Here is a 24,473-nt window from a genome sequence, read left to right as displayed (position 1 = left end):
TCTAGTAGAAGTTTTGCCCGGTTTTACGCACCCACAGCTGTCTCAGCAGTCGTTCAAACGCCGCGTTCCAGAGCCGGGTTTTTACGGGGCTGAGCACCTGTTCGTAGGCGCCGATATAGTCGGTTATCTGCTTCACAAACGCGGTTTTGAACAGTCCCATCCCGTAGTGCGGGTGTGTTTTGTCCTTGATCTTTTCGCTCGGTGGGGTTCCGCAAAAGTCGTACTCTGAGATCCCAAAATCACGGATCAGCTCCGTAATCGCCCGCCACTGTACGAGGTTGGCGTCGCCGTACTGCCGGCCCTCAGAGAGGGATCCGCCGTCTTTGTAGGTGCCTTTTTTGCCGTACCTGACAACGAACGCGGCAACAACCGGTTTGTTGTCGGTGAAGGCGAAATAGAAGCGGCCCTGGTCTTTTTCGGCGAACTCTGACCAGAACTTTTTATAGTACTCAAACGGCCGAATCAGCTGTTTTTGACCTCCGACGTTCTGCATCAGCGAGTACATTGTACGCATGTTTTCGTCGCTGGCGCTCACCCGCTCCACTCGGCAACCCTCCCGGGCTGCTCTGCGGATCGCGTTCCTCGACCTGGATCCGAGGGTTTTTAACAGTTCTTCCTCGTCCGTGGTCTTAATCGGCAGAATCGCGGTGTGGTCATTGGGCTGCAGGTTAACGCTTTTCACCAGACCCGCTGCGCTAAACAGCTGCCGGTTGTTATCGTTCAGGAGAATATCCGGCTCGATTTTGATGGTGAAAACCCGCAGCCGCTTATCCGCAACAAACCGCCTGTTCGCCTCGCAAAAAGCGGCGATGTGGGCGGGATCCGCTAGCGCCGGCCCCTTAATCATGTACCAGAATCTGCCGAGCAGCGGCACCTGTTTTTCCAACACCAGGTTATAGCTGCGATAGTTTTCGGCGGCGCTTTCGCCCTGGAACTCGTGCACTAGATAGCGGGCACGCCAACCGCCGCCGAGCTGTTTTGTTGCAGCGTAGCTCGCCGACTGCAGCATATTGCCGCCGCCGGGGTTGCCTGTCACGTGCTCGTCCCACGCCGCAATCTCCACGGGTGTCGCAAACCTGGTTGTTGCCGCTACCACAGCTTCCTTTCTTCTTTAACCGCCGCTAATGCTCGCTAAAACCCGCTAGTTTGAGAGTTTCAGAGCCTGCTCCAGCGCGGCCTTCAACTTCGCGTCTGCCTCACCGTAGGCGGTCCAGTCGCCACGCTTCATCGCCTCGTCACGCTCCAGCAGGGCGTCCTGCATGGCGCGCAGGGCGCTGCTCAGGTCCGTGGCGGATCCACCATCGGCGGGCTTGGTGTCTGCGGCGTCGCCGGTGTTTGCGGTGTCACCGGATCCGCTAGCCGCGCCCGGATCTGTCGGCTGCGCAGCGTCACCGTCTGCCGCCCCGTCGCTTGCCACCGTGTCAGTGTCGCCGGCGCTTGCACCGGAGTTACCCTCAAACAGCTTGTCCAACGCCTCATCGAGGGTGTTCTCGAAGGCGATCTTGTCACCGAATGACACAAGCACCTTCTGCAGCAGCGGGAAGCCACGGCCGGTTTTACCCTGCACATAAACCGGCTGCACATACAGCAGACCGCCGCCGATTGGCAGGGTCAGCAGGTTGCCGCTGATCACCTGGGTTGTTTCACCCTGGCGCAGAATGTTCAGCACCTGCGAAACACTCGGGTCGGTGTTGAAGCTGTTTTGCACCTGGCTCGGGCCGTAAATGTTTGTGCTCTTTGGTAGCACAAGCATCTTCAACTTGCCGTAGTTCTTGTTGATCTTCCCGGCCTCGCCGCCCGCGTTAGAGTCGGCCGCGAGGTAGCCGGTCAGAATATCCCTTGTGTTGTCACCGGACTGTTTCGGGATGTAGGTCGAGTAGATGGAGAAGTTCGGTTCCGCGCCCTTACCCGGTGACAGCGTCAGATAGTAGGGTGGCTGCGCTGGCGCGCTGGCGCTCGCAATAACCGCCTCCTCCTGGCTAGCAGACTGCTCACTGGTCAGTTTTGAGGTGACCGGGTCACTCGGGGTGCGCCAGGCATCCTCGTTTGAGTAGAAGGCGCCCGCGTCTGTGACGTGGTATTCGCCGAGCATCTCACGCTGCACCTTAAACAGGTCGTTCGGGTAGCGCACGTGCGCGAGCAGTTCCGCGCTCATCTCCTCAACGCCGGTGAGACTGTCAGGATAAACCTTCGACCACGCTTTCAAGAGCGGATCCTCGGTGTCCCAGGCGTAGAGGGTTACTTTACCGTCGTAGGCATCAACCGTTGCCTTCACCGAGTTGCGGATGTAGTTGATCCGGTTCTCCGGTGCAACGGTTGTGTTGTCAGCGTCGATCAGCGCCCTGCTCATGTCGGTGACCTTCGAGTAGGGGTAGTTGCTGCTGGTTGTGTAACCGTCAATAATCCAAACAACTCGCCCGTCAACAACGGAGGCGTAGGGTTGTTTGTCGATTGTCAGGTACGGCGCAACCGCCTGCACTCGATCAACCGGGTTGCGCTGGTAGAGGATCTGGGATCCGTCAACAACCGCACCGGACAGCAGCACCTCCAGGTCTTGGAACTTCATCGCGTAGATCAGTTTCTCAAAGACACCGTTCAGCACTGGGCCGCCCTCACCGGAGAAGGTTGTGAGGTTCTGCCGCTCCCCCGAGACATCCTTGGTTTCGGTGTTCTTGGCTGCCTCACTGTCGTTTGTTTCACCGGTTGCGGCAGCCTCGGCGGTCTGCTCGTTATCTGCCGGGTAGTCAACCTCGATCGGTTTATCACGCTTACCGCCAACGATTGAGTACTCTGGCGACTCTAGACCGAAGTAGATGCGCGGCTCAAACTCGCCGAGCTTACCGCTGGTTGGGATGCCGTTCTCCAGGAACACCGGCTCACCGCTCGCGGAACGCTGGTTACCGTATGCCGCAACCAGGCCGTAGCCGTGGGTGTAAACAAGTGTCTGGTTGTACCAGCCGTTTTGGTTTTCAACGTTGATCTCACGCGGTGCAGAGACGGTGTCCTCAATCTTGCCGTCGATGTTGTAGCGGTCAACGCTCAGCGAGTTTGGGAAGCTGTAGTACTGTTTGCTCTGCTCAAGCTGCGCGAAGGTTGTTGCGATCACGGCAGGATCCATAATCCTGATGTTCGCGGTTGCAACCGCGTCATCACGCAGCGCGCCCGCGGTTGCGTCAGTTACAGCGTCGTAGCGTTCTGTCTCAACCTTGTCGATGCCGTAGGCGGCGCGGGTTGCTTTAATGTTGCGGTCAATATACTCGGCCTCAAGGCTCTTCTCATCCGGTTTAACCCGGAACTCCTGCACACCCCACGGGTAGCCGCCGCTGAGCACAATCGAGGCAACAATCAAAACCGCTGCGCCCGTGATTGACAGCCGCCATTTACCGGTTGCCGCGGTTATCACAAACAGCAGCGCCACAATCACAACAATACCGGCGAGGATTTGTAGACCCGGGATCACCGCGTTCACGTCAGTGTATGACGCACCGGTGATCAAACCGGTTGGCCTGGTCAGGGTTGCGTACTGTGAAACCCAAACGCGCCCCGCCTCAAACAGCAGCCAGAGCACCGCAATAATCGCGGTCTGCACCCTTGTTGCTTTCGAGATTTTAATGTCTTTACCGGTGATTGCGATACCGCCGAACACGAGGCTAAAGAGCAGCGCACCGAGCAGTGAAATAACCAGCACGGTCTGCGCGAACACAATCGCGCCTTGCAAAACCGGCAGGGTAAACAGGTAGAACTGGTTGTCGATACCAAACTGTGGGTCGGTTACACCGGTCGCTTCGCTGTTTAGCCAGAGGATCACGTCACGCCAGTTCGCGGCGAGCGCACCGCCCGCAACCGCGCCAACGGCTGCCGGGGCACCGAGTGTGACGAGTTTCCGCAGCGGCTCAATCGCCTCCTTGTACCGCTCCACCTGTGAGTTGATGCGCGCGTAAACCGGGCGTTTCCGGTAGGCGATAACCAGGTTCAGCCAGAGCGGTATCGCCATTGCGAAGAAACCGATCAGGAACATGATTGCTGCCGCGATCCACTGCGTTGCCCAAACTCGGATGAACCCGAGCTGGTCGTACCAGAGCACGTCGGTCATAATGCCCGCGAAAACCGTGAACGCGATAATCAGTGCGATCACGATTGCCGAGGTTATGACGAGCGGAGAAAATCGGCGTTTTTGCGTTGCTGCGGTTGCTTTAGCGCTCACGGCTGCCTTCCTGGGGTTTTAACTGGTTTAGCTATTTTAGCCTGTGGAGTTAAAAGTTATCTGGCTAGGTTCAAGGTTTTTGTGCCCGTTTTCACGGTGTTGTTTTGCAGGCAGCAATGCCGGGGGTGGATCCGCCCGCAGCATAGTTTTTTACCGCCTCGTGCGCCTCGTGGAGTGTTGAGACCACCGCGATGTCCATGTCGCCGGGGATTTCAGCGGGCAGATCGTGGCAGTTTTCTGCCGACATCAAAAACAGATCGGTGTCGGCGCGGCTGGCCGCGTAGAGTTTCTGGGTTAGCCCCCCGATCGGGCCGACCCTGCCGGTGTCGTCGATTGTGCCGGTGCCGCTGACGATTTTTCCGCCGGTCAGCTCCCCCTCGGTGAGCTCGTCGATAATCGCGAGGCTGAAGATCATGCCTGCGCTGGGGCCGCCGATCCGGTCGATCGCGTATTTCACGGTGACGGGTGCCTGGTAGACGTTTTTCCCGGAGACGCCGATCAGCCAGATCCTGTCATCGTAGAGCTGGGGTTTTACAGAAACGGTTTCAACCTCCCTTGTTTCTGCCCGCTCAACGGTTAGTTCCAGGGGTTTATCGGCGCTCTGCTGCACCAGCTGCTGAAGCTGCGCGATCCCGAGAATCGGCTCGCCCGCGATCTCGGTAATAAAATCTCCCTCGTGGATCAGGCCTGCGGCGCCGAACTCCTGGTTGACGTTAACCACCTCAATCTTGGTTGGCACGTCCATCCCGAGTTCCCGCTGCGCAGCCGCGGCGGCCGAGTTTTGCGAGGACTCCATCAGCGCGTTGTTGAGTTTTTCGCGATCCGCTGAGCTCTCGTCCTCACCGTAATACTCTGCGACCGGGACAATATGCTGTGATTTATCGAACGCCGCAAACAGCAGCGAACCCCAGCTGCGCGGATACTCTTTGTTGCCAGAGATTGTCACCGTCAACAGGTTGAGTGTGCCAGCTGACGGATACACCGTCGCGGACTCGTCAAACTGTAGAATCTGCTCGGTTCCCGACTCTGTCTCCACCTCGCCGAGCGTGTTTAGCACAGGTCCCGGCTGCTCAACCAGGTACGGCGACGGCAGAAACGGCAGCGCAGCAAGCAGCCCGTAAAGCAGGATCATCACCACTCGTTTGTGACGCCTGCCAGCTTTTTGGGGATCGCCCTGGCCGCTGTTCGCTGTTGGCGTGTACGGATCTGTCATAACAAACCAATTTATCAGAGCTTTTTTATCAACTCCGAGTAGCGTTTTAGCAAGAGAAAAGATTGTGAGCAGCAAATGAGCGATAACCAACCAAACCCAAACAACGGTTTTGATCCGGAGGATTTACAGCGCCTGATGCGTGAGATGTTCGGGGCTGACGGATCCATCACCCCGGAGGAGATTGCGAAGGCAACCGGTATCCCGCTGAGCACCGCCCAGCTAAACCACGCGATGATGGCGTTCCAGCGCGCAATGTCTGGTGAGCAGGTGGAAATCAACTGGGATAACACCCGGGAGGTGGCGCTGCAAACAATCCGTGAGAGTGACAAACGAGATGCTGACAGCGCACAGCTGATCAGCGGGATGGAGAACGCCTCCCAGGCGGCGATAACGCTCGCAACCCTGTGGCTTGACGAGGTGACAACCATGGGAACAACCGCTGACGCCCCGCGCCTGCTAACCCGCGAGCAGTGGGTTGAACAGAGCCTCAGCACCTGGATTGAGCTGGCAAAACCGGTTGCGGAGTCAATGGCGGACGCGCTGGAGAGCGGCATGCGGGAGCAGCTGCCCGAGGAGATCGCGGAGAATCTGCCGCAGCTCGCGGGCGTCACCCGCAATATCGGCGGTGCCCTGTTTGCGATGCAGCTCGGTAGCGCGGTTGGGCAGCTCGCCTGTCAGGTTGTCAGCGGCGGCGATATCGGGATCCCGCTGATCACCGGTGAGGGGCACTCAGGCGGTGCGCTGCTGCCGGAGAACATGACACTGTTCGCCAACGATCTTGACCAGTCTCCGCAGGATGTTGCGCTCTATCTCACCGTGCGCGAGCTCGCTCACGCCCGCCTGTTTAAGCACGCCAAGTGGCTGCGCACCGATTTTATTCGCGCGATCACCGATTACGCTCGCGAGATCGAGTTCAATATCACAATGCTTGACGCGGTCAACGACAGTTTCGACCCGTCACAGCAGGAACAGCTGCAGGAGATGATCAGCTCTGGCGCGCTAATTCCGCCGAAAACCGCGGCGCAGGAGGCTGCTCACGAGCGCCTTGAAACAACCCTCGCGCTGATTGAGGGCTGGGTTGACGCGGTTACCGCGAAGGCGACCGAGAAACTTCCGGGCGCCGAGAGCATCGCCGAGATGGTGCGGCGCAGGCGCGCAACCGGTGGCCCCGCCGAAAAGACATTTGGCACGCTGATCGGACTCGAGTTGCGTCCGCAGAAGCTGCGTGAGGCGGCGAAGATGTGGCAGCTGCTCGCTGAGCGCGGCGGCGATAAAGCCCGAGACGAACTGTGGTCGCACCCCGACCTGCTGCCGACCGCGGAGGAGATTGAGCACCCCGCCAAGCTGCTGGAGCGGCTGGGGCACGCCGGTCAGCGTCCCGAGGAACTGTCCGACGATATTGATATCGCCCTGGAGCGCCTGCTCGCGGGCGAGTTCGACAGGCCCGGCGATGCTGGCGACGCTGGCGATGCTGGCGGATCCAACGGCGCCTGTGACTCGGGCGGCGAGCGCGATGGTGACGGCGAGGGCGGATCCACCCCGACAGCCCCGTAGCCCAGCTGCGGCCGCAACCAAAGCTGTGGAAAACCCGCCCGGCACGGGTTTTGTGTATCAGACTTGTTGCATGAGTAATCAGTCTGTTCTGCAAATAAACCCGACACTGGCCGTCAGCTGGGTCGGAAACAACGCCATCAGAATCGGTTTTGATGAGGAACACAGCCGAATCTGCAACCCCTCCGACGGTATTTGTGCGCTGCTCAGCTCGCTGCTGATCGGCTGCACCGCCGGTGCCCTGAAGCGATCCGCTGCCCGCTATCGCGTGTGTGAGGAGGAGCTGCGGGAGCTTTTAGGCGCGCTGGAGCCGGTGCTGATCCGCAGCAACCGTCCCGAGTCGCTTGCCCGGTTGAGCCTTACCGAGGGTCTTAGCTGCAAGGTGTTTAACACCGCGAGCGGCAGCAGCGCGAAACAAACAACCGCGACCGTGCTCAGCCAACTGCAGCAGCTGGGCGTGACCGCGAAACCGGCGAGCTCCGGCGAGGTGTGCGCGGTGCAACTGGTTTTGCACCGGTTTATGATGCTGCCGGACACGCCCGCTGACACCAGCCCGGAGCTTGCTGAGCTGCCGCTTATTTTCGGCGATCAGCGGGTGCGGCTTGGGCCGTTTCGCGCGGGCGCTTTCACTCCCTGCGCGCAGTGCGTTGAACACCACTATCTTTCGGCCGATGGCGAGCGCGAGCTGCTTGCCCGCCAGCTCTCACAGGAGGCGCCGGCGACCGAGAGCGCGGACTCGCTGCGTCTGCTGCTGCCGTTTGTTCGCCTGCTGATACAGCAGCACGCGGCCGAAACCGCCTCACTCGCCGGTCTCACCTCCGCCGCCAGCCCAGCCGCGCCCACAACCCCAGCCACGCCCGCCGCTCTAACCACTCCCGCCGGCCCAACCTCGCCCACGGGGTTAAACTCCCCCGCCTACGAGCTCGTGTTTGATTTCTATGGCGGATCCCTCCTCCCACCGCGCAAGCGAGCGATTCAGGCCGTTCCCGGGTGCGGGTGCACAAGGCTTACGGCCGCGGCTATGTCACCTGCAGCAGTGGAATCTTTGCCTCCCCCAAAAACCGTGAGGGGGCACTGTGTTTAAGCCCGGCGCTGCCGCTTAGCCGCAGCAGCTGTTTGGCGCGCGTGATCGCGACATACATCAGTCGCCGTTCCTCGGCGACATCGCTACCCTGATAGGGCAAAAGCCCCTCGGTGACACCGATCAGGTAGACGCTCTGCCACTCCAGACCCTTTGCCGCGTGGACTGTGCTGAGTGTCACCTGTTCGCTCTCCGGCTGCTGTCGCTGCTGTTGCATACGGCTAAGCTCGGCGACAATCTCGGGCAGTTTTTTCCCGCTGTTTAACCGTTCAACGATTAGACTGTCGAGGGTTTTTAGGCTGTGCCATTTCTCGTGCTCTGCCGGTGTCTGCGGCGCCTGACCGCGGTAGCCTGCTTCTCGCAGCACGTCGCTAACAACCTGGAAGTCGAGTTTTCCCCGCTCCGGGCTGATCACCCTGGCCCTGAGTCCCGCGATCACGGTGATAATCTCGGCGCGCTCAAAAAAATTCATACCCTGCTGGGTTTTGCACGCGATCCCCTGCGCCTTCAGTGACGCTTCAACCCTGCCAAGCTGCGCGGTTGTGCGCGCCAAAACGGCGATGTCTTTTGCGGCGGTGCCGCCAGTCAGCTGCTGTTTAATAGCGTGCGCAACCGCGGCGGTTTCCGTTGATTCGCTGTCGAACCAGACGCAGGAGGGCGATTCTTGGTGGCTGGCGGATCCACCCAGTCCGCTTGCTCGCAGCTCCAACGCTGCCGGTTGCGAGCGCATCAGGTTGTTTGCGTGGGTGATTATTGCGGGGGTGCTGCGGTAGTTGTTTTCGAGTTTGAAAACGCGCGCGTCCGGGTATTCTCTGTCGAACTCGAGCAGATATTTTTGGGTTGCGGCTGCGAAGGAGAAGATGGTTTGGCTGGCGTCCCCAACCGCGCAAATATCGTTGCGGTCTCCAAGCCACGCTTTTAACAGGGTGTGCTGCAGCGGTGACACGTCCTGATACTCGTCAACTGTCAGGTAGCGGAAACGGTCTCGCAAAATCGCCGCAACCCGTTTCTCGTTTTCGATAATTCCCGCGAGCAGGGCAAGCGAGTCTTCATAGTCGATTACGTGGCGCTGCAGTTTCAGTTTCTCGTAGCCGTCGAGGATCTCAAGCAGTTGCTCTCTTCCGACCCCCTGCGGCGTGATCCGCTGCGAAATATTTTGCTGATAGCTGTCGAGGGTGAGCAGGTTGCTTTTCCGCCACTCAATCTCTGAGGAGATATCGCGCAGTGTTTCGGGGGTGACCGCAACCCGGTGGGTTTCGCAGAGCTGCGCGAGCAGTGTGCGTTTTTGCTGCAACAGTTTCGGCGCCTGTCCCCCAAACACCATGCCCCACATTTCGTTTAACTGACTGAGCGCGGCGCTGTGGAAGGTTTTTGTTGTGATCTCCGCCGCAACCAGCCTGCTGAGCCGCTCCTGCAGCTCCCCGGCAGCACGGTTGGTGAAGCTGATCGCGAGCACCTGGTCTGGCCGATAAACACCCGTTTCGATGCCGTGCGCGATCCGGTGTGTGACGGTGCGGGTTTTACCGGTTCCGGCTCCCGCTAAAATCAGCACTGGCCCTCGTAAACACTCGGCGGCGGCGCGCTGTGAGCTGTCTAACTGCTCGAGTATTTTGGTCACAGCCCTCCCTCTCAACGCCTATATTTCAGCTTTTGTTTGCTGCTTTTGGTGTGCCATTCAGCAAGTATTGTTTTAACTTTACTAGCCTAGTGGTCATGGCTACATCATCTCTTACTTTAGCGGCTCTTGCGACCAGCGCGGTTCCAAACCTGGTGGCTTTGGGGGTGCGGAAACACAGCCTGGGCGGTGCCGGTGAGTGCGAGTCGGTGGTTGTGCAAACCGATGGCGCGGACGTGTTAGTGCAGCTGCCGAAGGATGATGTTGCGGACTCGAAACTCGCCGCCGATGTGCTTGGCCGGACCGCGCTCACCGCGGGTGTGCGAAACAAACTGCACTTTGAGGTTGCTGAAACCCTCGGCGTTACCCGGTTTGGTGACTCGCGGGCGTTTGTTTCAACCTATTTGCACGGATCCCACTTCGATATTGCGGATCTTAACAGCGAGTCGATTCTGCTCGCCTCCATCGCCGGGGTGCTTGAGTCGCTGCATGCGCTGCCCGCTAAACTCGTCTCCGACGCAGGGCTGCCGGTTTCGTCCGCTGAGGCGTGCCGGGTGAGCTGTGCTCGGTTGGTGGATCGCGCCAACAAGACCGGTTTGCTGCCCGGCCTCGTCCATAACCGCTGGCTGAAGTCTCTGCAGGATAAGTATCTGTGGGATTTTGTTCCCGCTGTCACCCATAATTCGCTCGACACTGACGCGCTGTTAATCGTCGACGATTCTGTGTCTGGGGTGCTTAATTTCGGGGCTTTGGCGGTTGCGGATCCGGCTGCTGACTTTGTCTGGTTGTGCGCCGCCCCCGAGGGGGTTCTGGAGGCGGTTGTTGCGCGCTATTCTGAGCGCACGGATATCGCGAAGGAGCTGCTGCTGCGCCGCACCTGGTTCTTGCACGAGCTGGAGCTCGCTAAGTGGCTGCTGCACGGGGTTGACACGAAGAATCAGGAGATTATCGACGACGCGGTTAATCTTCTGGATGGCCTGGTTGATGCTCCTCGCCCGAGCGCTAACGCCGCATCTGTTCCGCTGTCTGAGCACGAGGTTAGTGAGCTGCTGGACCAGACTCCCGACGTTGATCTTGATAGTCTGCCGCACTTTGACACCGAGTCGTACGAGGTTTTGGACGAGGGCCGCACATTCTTGGCTAACGCCGAAACCTCTTCCCCGCTGACCGCAGCCGATATTGACGCGGTCGCGGCGGCCGCTGCTGAAGCCAACGCAGATGCCGACGCAGACGCAGCTGCTGATGCCAACGCCACCGCCGCCGTCCCTACCGACACCGGCGCAGACACTGATGCCGATACCGTGGGCGCGAAAGCAGAGAGCGCCGCAGGCGCGACCGCCGCTGAGCTTGATAACAGCGGCGACACGACTGCCTCTCGCTGATTAGCTATCTCGTTGATTGGCTATCTGGCGGATTAGCTATTCGGGTTTTCTGCTGTTTCTGTTATGAGTCGCTGGTATTCCGCCTCGATTTCCGCGAGTGTTTTGTTCTGCTGTTCGGGATAGTCGCTGAGTTTTATTTCTTGATCGCTCGCAACATAGTAGAGGGTTGCTGTCACCTGCTCGGTTGGCACCCCCAACCATTTCGCGAAGGCGTGTTTGTAGAGCAGCGGCTGCAGTAACCGTTTTTCGAGTGCGTTGTGGCCGGATCCGCCAGCGTCTGTCTCTAGCGCCGGCGCCCGACCGGTTTTCCAGTCAACAACCTCCCAGGTAATCTCACCGTCTGCGCTCTCGTGCCGGTAGACCGCGTCGGGTTTGCACTGCAGGGTGCTGCCCGCGAAGGGGACGGTTATTTCTGTCTCAACGAACGCCGGTTTTAGTTGCGCAAACCTTGAACCCTCAAAGGTTGTGATGAGGTCTTGTAGATCCTGGTCTGGCACAACCGCGCCCAGCAGCTGCTGTTTTGCTGCACCCCGAGCTGCTTTATCGCGAGCCGATTTCCCGTCGACTGAATTTTTGGTGGCTGGTTTGCTGTTTTGGTCTATGCTTTCTTCCCAGCGTGCGACGCTCTTTAACAGTCCCGTCAGTTCAACGTATTTGCCGCGGTGGGTTGTGCTGCGCAGTTCTACCCATCTGTGGAACTTGTTGCCGAGGTCGGTTGCTTTAAACGGCTGTTTCGGCATTGGCCGCAGCTGGTTTTCGGCGGCTGTTTTTGGATCCGCCAGGATTTCTGCGAGCGCTGAGGCGTTGATTCGCCCGGTTTTTAGCCCGTCTGCAGGGGTTGCCTGCGCCTGCTGCTGATATTCGCGGAGCAGTATTTCTATTGTTTCGGGCAGCTGATAGCCTTCTGCAACAGTCACTGACCGGTAGGTTTCTGCCGCCCGGCGGAGGTTATCGGCTCTTAGCCCGAGCGGATCGAGTGGCCACTGCACCTGTGTCTCGTCACCGATTGCCGGGTTTTCTTCGTGCTCTGTGCGGTAGTCTGCTGGCGGCAGAATCCCGTTAGCCTGCAGTTCTTCAATGTACGTTGATACTTCCCGCGGTGTTTTGTTGTCTCCCCAGTAGCTTCCGGTTAGGAACAGTTTGTCTCGTGATCTGGTGACCGCAACATAGGCGAGCCTGCGCTCGTCGTCGAGGTGTTTTTGTTTGTTTGCTTCCTGGTACTCTTTGAAGCGCTGCACAACCTCTGACTGTAGTTCACAGTCTGCGAAGTTAAACTCTGGCAGGCTTTCTTTATCGCCGCGCAGCTGGTCTGGGAGCTTGCCCGGGCGGATCCACCCCTTGCCGTCTTTGTCTCTTGCGGGGAACACATCGGTGAGCAGCTGCGGGATCGCGACCAGATCCCACTCTAGGCCTTTTGAGCCGTGGCCGGTGATGATCTGCACCGCGTGCTGCGACGGCTCAACTGTGACCTCGGCGAGGTTGTTGTCGGTTTCTGCGTTGTCGAGCCAAGCGATGAAGCGTTCCAGGTTCACGTCCTGCGCGGCATCCTGGTAGGCTGCGGCTGCGTCGATAAAGGCGGCAACGTTTGCTCTTGGCGCGAGCGCCTGCTCTGTGTTGCTGCGCGGGTGTGCCTGCAGTTCTATGTCGATGTTGAGCGCGGTTTCTGCCATGCGAATTAGCTCGGTGAGTTTCACCCGCTGCATACTGCGCAGGTTTGCGATAACCGCCGCGGCTTCAAGTATCCGGGTTTTACCGGTTTCGGATATGTCTCCCCAGGCAGCATGATCGGCTTTTAGTTTCAGCGCGAGCACAATCGCGTCTACCAGGCTCACCGCAATGTCTCGGTTTACCGCGAAACGGTCGGCGTGTGTGTCACTGTCTGTTAGCACCCGCTGTCTGTGGTCGCGCTGCATAAACCACCTGGCTAGCTGTTGCAGTTTCAGCAGGTCTGTGACGGGCACCGCGAAACGCGGCGATGCCAGCACTCGCAACAGGGCATTGTCGCTGTCAACACCGGAGACGCATCGCAGCAGAGCCGCTATTTCGGTCACCTCGCTGGTCTGCAAAAGACCGCCGACGCCGACAATCTCGGCGGGAATCTCTCGCTCGTGCAGCGCTTGAGCGACCAGCTGCATATTTGCGCGGTTGCGCAGCACGATCGCGGCGGTTGGGTATTCTCCCTGTGCCCGCCGGTGATTTTCACGCTGTGTTTTAAACCAGTCAGCCACCGCGGCTGCTTCTTCACGCAGTGTTTCGAAGTATGCAGCGCTAACCTGCTCAGCCGCCTGATGCTCAGCCGTCGGCTGTTCCCCTGACTGTTGCTCGCCTGTTTGAGCTGCTTCCGGGACTGTCTCCAGCACGGTTTTGGGTCTGAGCTTTGTAACCGCAACAGTGCTTTTTTCGCCTAGCGGTTGCGCTATTGTGTTTGCAGCGTCGAGCACTGCTTTCGGGTTTCGCCAGCTGATAGACAGTGACATGGTTTGACCGGTTGCTGTCTCTGCCCCTCTGAATCGTTTAAGAAACACTCCGAGACTGTCTGCTGCTGCGCCTCGCCACGCGTAGATTGACTGGTGTGGATCCCCAACACCCATTACTGAGCTGCCCGCGAAAATCGCAGAAAGCAGTCGGGTTTGGCTGACGGAGGTGTCTTGCACCTCGTCTAACAGCACAACCGGGTAGCGTTTCCTAATGGTTTGTTTCGCTATTGGCAGCTGTTCAATAATCTGCACGGCGTAGGCGATCTGGTCTGAGAACTGCACCAGGTTGTGTGCTTTTTTGTGTGCGCGGTAGCTGTTTACCAGCTCAATTATTGCGCCGGTCAGCTGCAGATCGGCAGCCATGTTTTTGATGTCTGAAAGGGGTGTTTTTTGTGTTTCGGTGAGGGGTTTTCCCTCGCTAATTCGTTTCTGCGCTGCCGGGTTTTTAACGAGTTCCTGTGTCTGAATGACCTCGGCAAGGTATGGTTCTATCTCTGCTGGCTCTCGCAGGTGCTCTGAGAGTGCCGCGTCTAGTTGCACAACATAGTCTGCGAGTGTGCTCACGGACTTGTCTGCTGCCGCGATTATTTCGCTGTCGCTGCCGCGCACGATCTCCCTGGCGATTAGTTTCGCTTCTGCGTCGTCTATTAGTTTGGTGTTTTGCCCAACCCCGATTGCCGCACCGTATTCTGCGATGACGGCGGCACCGAATGAGTTGTAGGTGCTGATCGCGGGGGTTGCGAAGCCGTCTTTTAGTGTCTCAATAAGTTCTGCAACCCGCTGCTGCTGTTCTGGCTGGAGTGTCTGATATTTTCGCTGCGCGTTTGCGAGAAACAGTTCGATTCTGCCTGTTACGCGCTCTGCGAGCTCCCCTGCCGCTTTCACCGTGAAGGTTAGGCCGAGTATTTCTTCTGGCAGGGCTTTATTGTTTGCGATTAACCACACTACTCGCTGTGAGATGGTTTCGGTTTTTCCGCTGCCAGCTCCCGCGATCACGAGTGTCTGGGTGTTAAGCTCTGCCTCAATAATCCTCACCTGTTCAGGTGTTGGGTAGCGAGGTGTTTCGCCCGCTTGGGTGAGCAGTTCTGCTATTTGGTTTGCGCTAAAAATCATGATGGTTTCCTACTCGTAGCTAACTGCCTGCCGCAGGTGTATCTCACACTCGCTGCCTCCGTGCTGCCCACAGTGGTGTTTTATTCTGGCGGTGAAGCTGGTTCCGCTGATGCTCTCTGCTATCTGCTGAAGTGTTTCGGTAAACTCCTGCTGTTTTTCTGGGGTTAGCGCTTCTTGATCTCGCGTGTCACTTTTGTTGCCGCGCGGATAGAGGAGGCTCGCTCCCGCTGGGGTGTTTTGCCCCTCAGTAACCTCGCCGTGCGCTATCGCGGTCTGGTAGCTGAGCAGCTGCAGGTTGCTTTTTGCGTCTTCTTTGCTGACTTTTGATTTTCCGGTTTTCAGGTCGATAACTCGCAGGCTGAGGCTGCCGTCCGGATTGGGTTTTGACTCTACCCGGTCGATTTTGCCGCGGACTGTCACTCCCTCGACAGTGAACTCGAAGGGCACCTCGGCCGCCAAGAACTCCCAGCCCTCCGCGGTTGCGGTGCTGCTGTAGAGTCGCAGGTTTTCAAGCATCAGCTGCGCGTTTTTCAGCTCCGCCGCTGACTGCCACTCGCTCTCAAACGGCATCTCTTCCCAGTGTTCCCGTAGGTTCTCATATGCTTTGCTGAGCCCAGTCTCTGGCAGCTCTTCAAACAGTTTGTGGATCAGGTTACCGACCGCGAGCGCACTGCCCGTTGCTCCCGGTGATCTAAACCGGGAAATAAACCAGGACAGCGGGCAGTCCTGCGCGTTTTTCAACGCTGACGGGCTGAGCCTAACCGATCGAGTTGCTGCTGGGCCGGGATCTCGCATACCGTACCAGCTTTCTGGATCCGCCCCCGGGATGCCCGCGTCTGCGAGCACGCGCAGCTGTTTAGCTGTTTCTTGATCGCCGGGGTTCGCCTCCAGCTTTCTGCGCAGCAGCGCAACAGTCTCGCGCAGGGTTAGCGCGGTTTCTGGCAGTGTCACCTGGTTTTGTTGCACGAGTCGCCAGAATATTCCGGGGCGACTGTTTTCGCTCTGTTCTGCGAAGAAGCAGAGCGTTGTTTTTGCTCTTGAAGCGGCGAGATAGAGCAGCCGCAGCTCATCGTGTGCGGTGTCGCGGCGGGTGTTTTGGGATAGGTTTTCGCCGCGCAGCAGACTCTCGAGTGTTGGGACAGAGATAAGACTGCCGCGGCTTTTCAGGTTTGGCCAGACTCCGTCAGCGAGGTGGGCGATGCAGACTAGCTCGTAGCTTTCGCCGATTACGCCGTGCGGGGTTGTGACGTGCACGGTGTCTTGCTGTGAGGCTTTGGCGAGGGTGTCTTGTGGGAGTGCCCCGCTGAGCAGCTCGGTAATAAACTCCTCACCTATTTCGCGTTCCGCCTGTTCCTCTCGCTCTATCGCAAAGAAGAGAGCGAGCACCGCGTCAAGCTGTTCGTCCGCGTAGCGTTTTGCGGCACCCCGCTCGTTAAGCGATGTCTGCTGCAGTGCCGTTGCCACCTCGGCGCCGTCCCACAGCGTCCAGAGCAGCTCTCTTACGGTTTTATCCTCCCGCTGACTGTTTGCCCGCTGCCACAGTTTTGCCAGCCGCAGAATAGATCTAAACGCCGGAGTGTCAACATAGTCTGGTGCGAAGCTGTTGGGGTTTGCAAAAAGCTCCTCAAGCACACTGTCTACTTGGCGCACCGGCTGCCCCGGCGTGCTATTTCGCCGCTCGGTGATCAGGATTGCGGCGCGCAGTCTGCTGTAGTCTACCTTCGCGATCCGCCCGAGTGGACCGGTTGCGAGCTCGGCAATAAAGTCTGCTCGGAGTGGTTGACCAGTGATAATCGCGAGCAGCTGTTTGAGCAGGTCTGTAACCGCCTGGTTTTCGCTGAGCACAACCCCGCCGCCGAGCATAACCGCGGGGATGTCTTGGAAGTCAAGCTCGCGAACAATCGCGGCTGCCTGTGAGCGGGTACGGCAGATAATCGCCATCTCCGACCAGGCGACGGGTTTAACACCGTTTATGCCGAGCCGGTGTTTGCGCAGCTGGTGGGCGATTTTGTTGATTTCGCCGCTGAAGCTGCTGGCGGTGTCAGCGACAACACTGCCTGCCGCACGGTCTACAACACGGGGCTGTCGCTGGTCGGCTGTGCCGCTGACGCCGATACCCTCTGCGATCCGGTTGAGGGTGTTTCTAATCGCTTCACCGTGGCGGTAGACGCGGGGCAGCACAAACCGTTGAAACTCAACCCGCAGGCCAGGAGTTTTCCGCTGCAGCTCCTGCTCGGGCGCAGTCAGCAGCCGGGTTTTTTCACCCTGGAATGAGACCGCGGCAAGGTCAGGGTCACCAAACAGGCAGAACTGGATGCCGCGTTTCGCGCACGCGGCTAGGAGCGCCAGCTGACCCTCGGTAACGTCGGCAGCGTCGTCGATCAGCAGCCGCTGCGGCAGTTCAAACTCAACATCGTTCTCGCTCAGGAGCAGCTCGGTCGCTCTGGCGAGAATCCCGCCTGCGGTTAGCCGGTTTGCCTGCTCGGCGATACGCTGTGCGGCGGCGATACTGTTTGCCGCAGCAATCCACTTCGCGACTGTTTCAGAGTCAACCGCGGGGCTGTCAGACACTCTGCTCGCAAGCTCCGCAGCCGGGAGAGCAAAAGCGTCTAACACCCGCCACAGGTCGCGCACCTCATTACGCAGTTGCAGGGAATCACGGCTGGCCGCAGGCAGCATCGTCATATCGTGTTGCAGGCTCTCAACCAGCAGCTCATCCTGCACAGCTCCGGTGAGCAAAGTTGGGGCTAACTCGCCGCGGTGGGCAGCTGCGGACTGCAGTACACTGAACGCAAAAGCGACAAAGGTTTGTGAGAAAACACCGGCGCGAGGAGAGACGAGTTTTGCGTTTACAGCGTCTCGCAGCGAGGTCGCAGTGCGCCGGTTTGGCGAGAGGATCAGCGTCTTTTGGGAGAGCGTAAACGGCGCAGCGGGCTGTTTAACAGGATCCACCGAGCGGCAAAATATCTCGGTTATAAGCGCTGTTTTACCGCTGCCGGGAGCACCGATAACCGCGAGGTTCTGCCCATCAGCGGCGGCTGCGAGCACAAGCTCTTGCACAGCATCAAACCGGGGGGTGTTGAAAGCGGCAGGCAGATCACTCCGATCTGGGATGCCACTGTTTGAGATATCGGTGCTTCTGTTCATGCTCTAAGCGTATTCTGACCCACGGACATTTTGTTACCTATATTATTGTGTCGACTCACAATTGCAGTATAAAAGGAGAGATTCCCGATGGAAGTACGCGTTAACCTGCAGCACAGCCAGCTCAGTTTCGAGAGCGCAAAAAGCGCTGAAGAGCTCAAGCAGCTTGTTATCGAGGCTATCGAGAACGACAGCAAAACCCTAATCTTCGAGGACAAAGACGGCCAGACCTTCATTATCGACCGCAGCAACCTCGCGAGCGTCACAATCGGCGCCGAGAAACAGCGCAAAGTCGGCTTCATCAACTAGCCTGCGCAATCAATTAGGCTACGCAAGCAACTAACCTACGCGCTCCAGCAGCACCGCACACTCAACGTGTTTGGTGTGGGCAAACATATCGAACAGCCTCGCCCTGACAACCCGGAAACACCCCATCCGGGCAAGATCGGTGGCGAGGCTTTTCGGGTTACAGCTGGAATAAACCAGCTGCTGAATATTCGACCCTGCAATCCAGTCGCACAGCTCCTCCCCGATCCCACGCCTTGGCGGGTTAACGATCAACAGCTCCGGGTGCTCTGCCACCGGTGCGTTTAGCGCGAAAGCGGTTGCGTCGGCGGCAACAAACCCAACCCGCGCCTTTGCCGCCCTGGCGCTCTTTTTCGCCGCGTAAATCGCCGCCTCACTCAGTTCAACGCCGAGCACTCTCCTTCCAGGTGCGGCGCAGTGCAGCGCAAACCCACCAACACCGCAGTAGAGATCCCAAACCGACGCCGGGGAACGCTCAGCAACCCAGTCGGCAACCTGCTGATAGAGCTGCTGGGCGATTACCGTGTTGGTTTGAAAGAAACTCTGCGGCAGCAGGTTCAACGTCACCCTCGCAAGCGGCATTGTCAGCCCGGATCCCCACAGCACATACTCGGTTTCCCCCTCAAGCACCGCCTTGTGTTCCGGCAAAATATTAACCGTGCAGGTTTCAATCTGCGGCAGTTCCCTCTGCAACAGTCTGGTTTGCGCGGCAAGCTGCTGACCTGCTTTAGCGGATCTCACAACAAACCTGACAAGCAGCTTCCCCGTTGTTGCCTCCGTAACGTGCACAAACTTTAGTTCGCCCTGTTTCTTCGCGACACTGTACGGCGCAAGCCCGGTCTTGTTGAGAAAATCGCGCAGCTTTATTCCGGCGTTGTTAATCGTGTCAGACTGGATCGGGCAGTCGGTCAGGTCAACGGCGAGGCCGCTGCTGTTGACGATCCCGAGGGTGACCTGTTTGCGGGATCCGGCGACCACGAACTTTGCACGGTTCCTAAACCCGGTGGTTTTGCTGAGCGCCGGAGGAAGCCAGACGGTGCTTGCGGATCCACCCAGAAACGGCTCAAGCAGCTCGCGGCAGAGCTCGCTTTTCTGCTCAACCTGCTGCGGGTAGGCGATGTTTAGCAGCGTGCACGAACCGCAGCGGTTTGCCTGAAAGTGAGCACAGTCAATCGCCGGCATCGGTTACGCGGTGAGGCCGAGCGTGTCCATTCGGCGCATGTGGTCGGCGGTCAGCCCGGTAAATACTGGGTTGGTTTCGTCAACGATGAACTCGCGGTTGTCGCTGTACTGCAGAACATCTCTCGCGAACAGCAGCGAGTCACCAACCAGCCTGCGACCCCAGAGGGCGAGTCGGTCGGCGAGTTTTGGATCCGCCGCCACCTCGGAAACAAGCAGCTGCTCGAGTTTGGTTCTGCCGCTCTCGGAACGCAGCACCGCGATCGCTTCTTTGCTGTAGCTGTCTTTCAGACCCAGCGCGAGGGACGCGAAGAAGCCGTCGAAAATCCCGCCAACCAGCCAGACAGACAGAACGTGCTGATGCCAGTCGGGGGTTGTGATCCGCTCGGTGAACTGGTTAACGCGGGTGACGAAACGCTCCATCTCGGTTGCCGGGTTCTTGCCGCGCTTTTCAAGCTCGGCGGCAAACACCTGGTGTTTGTGGAGTGCGTCGGCGGCGATGTCTGCCATCGCGGTTTTTGCCTCCAGGTTTGGCGCGCCGAGCACCGCCTGGGTTGCTGCCTCGTAGAGAAACAGCTCGGTTGAGGCGGCGAGCGCTAGGAACGACAGAATATCGGGTGCGAACTCTGCAACCTCGACCTGAACAGTGTCGCGCGGGTCTTTTCCGCGCAAACGGCGCACTGTTGCAGTAGACTTGTTGAGACGACGAAACCATGCAAACACGTTATTAAGCGTACCCTGTCTACCAGTCGCTGCGCAGCATGAAGGCGTAAAATAGCCTGCATGGTGGCAAAAATTGCCCGTCCGACAGATCTTAAAAGTGGCCAGAGCCGCTTACAACCTGAATAGGAAAACCCTTTGACAACATTTGTTGAGCTTGGAATAGACTCCGACCTGGCAGCCGCGCTTGCCGAGAAGAATATTGAGACCGCCTTCCCGATCCAGGAACAGACGATTCCGATCGCGATCACCGGTCAGGACGTAATTGGGCAGGCAAAAACCGGAACCGGTAAAACCTTTGGTTTCGGCCTGCCACTCTTGCAGCGGCTTGGCACCGAACCAGCCCCGGGCGTTTCGGCGCTTGTGGTTGTGCCAACCCGTGAGCTGGCAACCCAGGTCTATGACGACCTGGTGCTCGCGAGCGCTAACCGCGTCACCAAAATCGCCGCTATCTACGGCGGCAAAGGCTACGATGAGCAGACCGCACAGCTTGCTGCCGGCGCGAACGTGGTTGTTGGCACACCGGGCAGGCTGCTTGACCTGATCGGTAAGCGCAAACTGAACCTCGCGGGTGTTACCGAGGTGGTTCTGGATGAGGCAGATAAGATGCTCGATCTCGGCTTCCTCGCCGATATTGAGAAGCTGTTTAACGCGCTGCCAGCAAACCGTCACACCATGCTTTTCTCGGCGACGATGCCGGACAGCATTATCGCGCTTGCTCGCCGTTTTATGAACCGACCGGTGCATATTCGGGCGACGGATCCGGGTGAGGGCGAGACCCAGGCAAACATTGAGCACATTATTTACCGCGCGCACTCGCTCGACAAAGACGAGATGATCGGGCGGATCCTGCAGGCTGAAAACCGGGGAAAGACCGTTATCTTCACCCGCACTAAGCGGCAGGCGGATAAGCTTCACACCGAGCTGAAAGAGCGCGGTTTTGGTGCTGTTGCGGTGCACGGTGATCTGCCGCAGGAGAAGCGCGAGAAGCACATGCAGCAGTTCAGGTCCGGCAAAAAAGACATTCTGATTGCCACCGATGTTGCTGCCCGCGGCATTGACGTAACCGATGTTACCCACGTGATTAACTACACGGTTCCAGAGGACGAGAAAACCTACCTCCACCGGGTTGGTCGCACCGGCCGCGCAGGCACAACCGGCACCGCCGTCACCCTCGTCGACTGGGAGGACATCCACAAGTGGGGTCTGATTGATCGCGCGCTCGGTTTCAATCTGCCTGAACCGCCAGAGACCTACTCATCATCCCCGCATTTGTTTGCGGATCTGAACATCCCCTCCGGTACGAAGGGCAGGCTGCCGCGGGTGAAGAAGGCAACAGCCGCGTCAGCAACAGCAACCGCCTCAGCGGCGACCAGCGGTGCTCCGAAGCGCAGCCGCACCAGGAAGCGCGTGCGCCGGCGCAGCGGAGCAAAACCAGCGCAGCAGTAAGACGGCAGTCAGCGCCCACACTGCCCACAGTGCGGGAAAAACCCGTGCAGCAGTAAGGCGGCGACCAGCCGCGGCCGCTAGTGCTTGATGCGGGCGAGCTCGCGGATCCGCAAAACCGTCTCTGCCGCGGTGGTCTCCTCGCCGACCCGGTTGATCTTACCTGCGCCGTGGAAATCGCTCGACCCGGTAATCAGCAGCGGGAAGTCGGCGACCGTTCGCTGCAGCTCGGTGAGCAGCTCCGGGCTGTTTTCGGGGTGATCCATCTCAACCCCGAGCAGGCCGGCCGCGATCAGCTGCTCCAGCTCCGCGGGGGTTATCACCGAGCGGTTCCGCTTCGCCGCCGGGTGCGCGAGCACCGGCACACCGCCGGCCGCGCAGACGATCCTGATCGCGTCAACGGTTTTCACCGATTCGGCGTACGCATAGTAGGGTGATTTAGACGATAGCAGCGTCGCAAAGGCGGTGTCGCGATCCGCCACAATGCCCTTGCGGACCAGCGCGTCGGCGATGTGGGGTCTGCCGATGGCGCGAATCCCCACGGCTGCAACATCCTCCCAGGTGATATCGAAGTCTTGCGCGAGCTTTTCCACCATGCGCTCAGCCCGCCGCTGTCTAGCGCCGCCCAGCAGGTTCAGTAACGCCGCCATCTCGTCATCTTGCGGATCCGCCCCGTAGGCAAGCAGGTGGGTGTTGCGGCCCCGGTGCATCGTCGTCATCTCAAACCCGGGCAGGAAATCGAGCCCGTGCTCGGCTGCCGCTTCGCGCGCCTCATCCCAGCCGTTGGCGGTGTCGTGATCGGTCAGCGCAAAACCGGCAAGCCCCAGGCCGGCAGCGAGCTTAGCGATCTCGGCGGGGGTGGTTGTGCCGTCAGAGTGACGGGAGTGGGTGTGCAAATCATAGCGGTCTTGCGGGCTTGGCATATTCTCAATAATAACCCGTAAATCCATGAGAGAATATAGCCATGACTTCTGATAACAACGCAACGACAACACACGAGGCTGAGATCAGCAACGAGGCTCGTGACTCAATGGTGGTCACCGATAAATTTTTGAAATACATGGGATCCGACTGGCAGACGCTTGAGTCTGCTCCGGTAAGCGAGTCTGAGGGCGCAGCGTTTGCAGCCCAGCGCCGCGCGGCTTTAAGCAAGCTTTTCCCCGGTAAACGCATTGTTGTAGCCGCTGGTGCACTGAAGCAGCGCGCTAACGACACCTTCTACCTGTTCCGCCCAGACACCGGTTTCACACACCTGACCGGTTGGGGCGCAAAAACCGTTCCGGGCTCGGTACTGGTGCTGGAGCCAAAGGGTGAAACCCACGAGGCTCACCTGTTCTTCCCCGCTCCCGCAGGGCGAGACAGCGAGGAGTTCTTCAACAACCACGAGGTTGGTGAGTTCTGGGTTGGTGCTCGGCCGTCACTCGACAACATCGCAACGATTCTCGGGATCCCTACCCACCCGATTGAGGAGTTCCAGGCAGACGATGCCGATCTGACGCTGCAGGACGCTGACCTTGCGACCGCGCTGAGCGAGCTGAGGTTTGTGAAGGACAGCTACGAGATCAAGCAGATGCAGCTCGCCGTTGACGCAACCCAGCGCGGCTTCAACGAGGTTGTTGCTGCACTGCCCGAGGCGATCGCAGAAAAACGCGGTGAGCGCGTTGTTGAGGGTGTGTTCCACAAGCGTGCACGCCTCGACGGCAACTGGGAGGGCTACAACACCATCGCCGCTGCCGGCGCAAACGCCTGCACCCTCCACTGGGAGGACAACGACGGCGTGGTAAAACCGGGCGACCTGCTGCTACTTGACGCGGGCGTTGAGGTGGACAGCCTCTACACAGCAGATATCACCCGAACCCTGCCAATTTCCGGTAGCTTCAGTGATGTGCAGCGCAAGGTTTACGAGGCTGTGCTTGAGGCAGCTGACGCCGCAATCGCGGTTATTAAACCGGGCATTATCTTCGCTGACGTGCACGAGGCAGCGCTCGCGGTGATCGAGAAGAAGATCAAAGAGTGGGGCATCTGGCCGGCTGATGCGGATCCAGACATCGCCTACCACAAGCGCTATATGGTGCACGGCACCTCCCACCACCTCGGCATTGACGTGCACGACTGTGCTGCCGCGAAACGTGAACTCTACATCGGCGGCGAGGTGAAAGAGGGTATGGTGTTTACCGTTGAGCCAGGCCTCTACTTCCACCCGGGCGATAAAACCGTGCCAGAGGAGTTCTGGGGCATCGGCGTGCGGATCGAGGACGACATCGTGGTAACCGCTGATGGCTGCGTTAACCTGTCAGCTGACATTCCAAGAACCGTAGACGCGGTTGAGGAGTGGATTAAGAAGGGCCGCAACCAGTAGCGGTTGTTTAGCCTTCGCGGCGCTGTTCAGCTTCCTGCTGAGCAGCGCCGTTTTCTTGCTGCTCTGTACCGTGACCGGTGGCAGCCTGCTCGGTGTTGTGACCGGTGGCAGCCTGCTCGGTGCTGCGACCTGCGGCGGCGTGACCGTTTCCGTGGCCCGCGGCGTGCGCGGTGAGGATGCTGCGCGCCTGCGACAGCAGCTCATCGGGCACAACCAGGTCATAGCGCGAGGCAATAACCTGCGTCACCGAGGTGAAGGTTCTGCGCTGCGGGTTACGGCCGTGCATAATAATTGCGAACAGCATCCCAAGCCCCATACAGATAATAATTGCGGATCCGAACGTCACCGCGATATCCGCCGCCAGCTTCGGCATCAACAGCACCTGGATGAAGCCGATAAAGATACCGAGGTACGCACCGCCTGACGCGCCGGAGAAAGCAACCCTGCCCCAGCCGACACGGCCGGTGACGCGCTCCACACTGCTAAGCCCGTTGCCAATCAGCGAGATCGACCTGACCGGGAAGTTCTCCTCCGCGAGCACGTCGATCGCGTGGCGCGCCTCAGCGTGTGTGCTGTAGGTTGAAACCACCTGCCCGGCTGGTTTCTCGGTTAAAGCGTCGCGTTGGGGCCGCGCTCCCGGTGTCATAAAACTCATACATCCATTTAAGCAAACACTGCCTTCA

16 protein-coding genes are annotated in these 24,473 nt (G+C 58.9%); 6 read left to right on the top strand and 10 right to left on the bottom strand.

The window, feature by feature from the left end; all coding sequences use genetic code 11:
- Position 1: 1 nt before the first annotated feature.
- From EII30_RS00525 to EII30_RS00515, 3 genes are all read right to left on the bottom strand, one after another.
- Entirely contained in the window at positions 2-1,096 is a 1,095-nt protein-coding gene (locus EII30_RS00525) for a peptidoglycan bridge formation glycyltransferase FemA/FemB family protein (RefSeq protein ID WP_124885376.1), read from the bottom strand.
- 45 nt (positions 1,097-1,141) lie between these two features.
- A complete protein-coding gene (locus EII30_RS00520) occupies positions 1,142-4,204 on the bottom strand; it encodes a UPF0182 family protein (protein ID WP_255409805.1) in 3,063 nt (1,020 codons plus the stop codon).
- Between the two features lie 91 nt (positions 4,205-4,295).
- Positions 4,296-5,417, bottom strand: coding sequence for a PDZ domain-containing protein (locus EII30_RS00515; protein ID WP_124885375.1), 1,122 nt, complete (start codon positions 5,415-5,417; stop codon positions 4,296-4,298).
- Positions 5,418-5,492: 75 nt separating this feature from the next.
- Here EII30_RS00515 and EII30_RS00510 point away from each other — a divergent pair, with 75 nt between their 5' ends.
- Positions 5,493-6,971, top strand: a complete 1,479-nt coding sequence (locus EII30_RS00510; protein WP_124885374.1) for a zinc-dependent metalloprotease — start codon at positions 5,493-5,495, stop codon at positions 6,969-6,971.
- A gap of 70 nt (positions 6,972-7,041) precedes the next feature.
- Entirely contained in the window at positions 7,042-8,052 is a 1,011-nt protein-coding gene (locus EII30_RS00505; RefSeq protein ID WP_124885373.1) for a hypothetical protein, read from the top strand.
- On the opposite strand, the gene EII30_RS00500 is transcribed toward EII30_RS00505, so the two are convergent.
- A complete protein-coding gene (locus EII30_RS00500; RefSeq protein ID WP_158608621.1) occupies positions 7,988-9,667 on the bottom strand; it encodes an ATP-dependent helicase in 1,680 nt (559 codons plus the stop codon). The genes EII30_RS00505 and EII30_RS00500 overlap by 65 nt on opposite strands.
- A 95-nt stretch (positions 9,668-9,762) precedes the next feature.
- Between EII30_RS00500 and EII30_RS00495 the strand changes: the two genes are divergently transcribed.
- Positions 9,763-11,046 (top strand): phosphotransferase, encoded by a 1,284-nt coding sequence (locus tag EII30_RS00495; protein ID WP_124885371.1) that lies wholly within the window; start codon positions 9,763-9,765, stop codon positions 11,044-11,046.
- 32 nt (positions 11,047-11,078) lie between these two features.
- On the opposite strand, the gene EII30_RS00490 is transcribed toward EII30_RS00495, so the two are convergent.
- Together EII30_RS00490 and EII30_RS00485 are read right to left on the bottom strand one after the other, a co-directional pair.
- Positions 11,079-14,636: an ATP-dependent DNA helicase gene (locus EII30_RS00490; protein WP_124885370.1), complete on the bottom strand. Its 3,558-nt coding sequence runs from the start codon at positions 14,634-14,636 to the stop codon at positions 11,079-11,081.
- A 9-nt stretch (positions 14,637-14,645) separates the two neighbouring features.
- On the bottom strand, positions 14,646-17,783 hold the full coding sequence (locus EII30_RS00485) for a PD-(D/E)XK nuclease family protein (protein ID WP_124885369.1): 3,138 nt from the start codon (positions 17,781-17,783) through the stop codon (positions 14,646-14,648).
- 87 nt (positions 17,784-17,870) lie between these two features.
- Here EII30_RS00485 and EII30_RS00480 point away from each other — a divergent pair, with 87 nt between their 5' ends.
- Positions 17,871-18,089 carry a DUF3107 domain-containing protein gene (locus EII30_RS00480; protein WP_124885368.1) on the top strand — a complete coding sequence of 73 codons (219 nt, stop codon included), beginning with the start codon at positions 17,871-17,873 and terminating at the stop codon, positions 18,087-18,089.
- A 30-nt stretch (positions 18,090-18,119) separates the two neighbouring features.
- Here the strand turns inward: EII30_RS00480 and rlmD are convergent, their stop codons facing one another.
- Positions 18,120-19,268 carry a 23S rRNA (uracil(1939)-C(5))-methyltransferase RlmD gene (rlmD, locus tag EII30_RS00475; protein ID WP_199731528.1) on the bottom strand — a complete coding sequence of 383 codons (1,149 nt, stop codon included), beginning with the start codon at positions 19,266-19,268 and terminating at the stop codon, positions 18,120-18,122.
- 3 nt (positions 19,269-19,271) lie between these two features.
- Positions 19,272-19,988 (bottom strand): ferritin-like fold-containing protein, encoded by a 717-nt coding sequence (locus tag EII30_RS00470; RefSeq protein WP_124885367.1) that lies wholly within the window; start codon positions 19,986-19,988, stop codon positions 19,272-19,274.
- A 135-nt stretch (positions 19,989-20,123) separates the two neighbouring features.
- Between EII30_RS00470 and EII30_RS00465 the strand changes: the two genes are divergently transcribed.
- Positions 20,124-21,434: a DEAD/DEAH box helicase gene (locus EII30_RS00465; protein WP_124885366.1), complete on the top strand. Its 1,311-nt coding sequence runs from the start codon at positions 20,124-20,126 to the stop codon at positions 21,432-21,434.
- 77 nt (positions 21,435-21,511) lie between these two features.
- On the opposite strand, the gene EII30_RS00460 is transcribed toward EII30_RS00465, so the two are convergent.
- Positions 21,512-22,381, bottom strand: a complete 870-nt coding sequence (locus EII30_RS00460; protein ID WP_233569215.1) for a PHP domain-containing protein — start codon at positions 22,379-22,381, stop codon at positions 21,512-21,514.
- Positions 22,382-22,395: 14 nt separating this feature from the next.
- Between EII30_RS00460 and EII30_RS00455 the strand changes: the two genes are divergently transcribed.
- Entirely contained in the window at positions 22,396-23,790 is a 1,395-nt protein-coding gene (locus EII30_RS00455; RefSeq protein WP_124885365.1) for an aminopeptidase P family protein, read from the top strand.
- Between the two features lie 7 nt (positions 23,791-23,797).
- On the opposite strand, the gene EII30_RS00450 is transcribed toward EII30_RS00455, so the two are convergent.
- Positions 23,798-24,445 (bottom strand): general stress protein, encoded by a 648-nt coding sequence (locus EII30_RS00450; RefSeq protein ID WP_199731527.1) that lies wholly within the window; start codon positions 24,443-24,445, stop codon positions 23,798-23,800.
- Positions 24,446-24,473 lie beyond the last annotated feature (28 nt).

It is taken from the genome of Leucobacter sp. OH1287, assembly GCF_003859945.1.
Classification (GTDB): Bacteria; Actinomycetota; Actinomycetes; order Actinomycetales; family Microbacteriaceae; genus Canibacter.
The sequence above is the reverse complement of the archived record's forward strand: the minus strand, read 5'-3'. Positions and strand labels throughout refer to the sequence as shown.

Coding starts and splice junctions, on each gene's coding strand:
- EII30_RS00515 (WP_124885375.1), bottom strand. CDS start 5,417: ATGACAGATCCGTACACGCCAACAGCGAACAGCGGCCAGGGCGATCCC.
- EII30_RS00510 (WP_124885374.1), top strand. CDS start 5,493: ATGAGCGATAACCAACCAAACCCAAACAACGGTTTTGATCCGGAGGAT.
- EII30_RS00480 (WP_124885368.1), top strand. CDS start 17,871: ATGGAAGTACGCGTTAACCTGCAGCACAGCCAGCTCAGTTTCGAGAGC.
- EII30_RS00490 (WP_124885370.1), bottom strand. CDS start 14,636: ATGATTTTTAGCGCAAACCAAATAGCAGAACTGCTCACCCAAGCGGGC.
- EII30_RS00495 (WP_124885371.1), top strand. CDS start 9,763: ATGGCTACATCATCTCTTACTTTAGCGGCTCTTGCGACCAGCGCGGTT.
- EII30_RS00455 (WP_124885365.1), top strand. CDS start 22,396: ATGACTTCTGATAACAACGCAACGACAACACACGAGGCTGAGATCAGC.
- EII30_RS00460 (WP_233569215.1), bottom strand. CDS start 22,381: ATGGATTTACGGGTTATTATTGAGAATATGCCAAGCCCGCAAGACCGC.
- EII30_RS00505 (WP_124885373.1), top strand. CDS start 7,042: ATGAGTAATCAGTCTGTTCTGCAAATAAACCCGACACTGGCCGTCAGC.
- rlmD (WP_199731528.1), bottom strand. CDS start 19,268: ATGCCGGCGATTGACTGTGCTCACTTTCAGGCAAACCGCTGCGGTTCG.
- EII30_RS00485 (WP_124885369.1), bottom strand. CDS start 17,783: ATGAACAGAAGCACCGATATCTCAAACAGTGGCATCCCAGATCGGAGT.
- EII30_RS00450 (WP_199731527.1), bottom strand. CDS start 24,445: ATGAGTTTTATGACACCGGGAGCGCGGCCCCAACGCGACGCTTTAACC.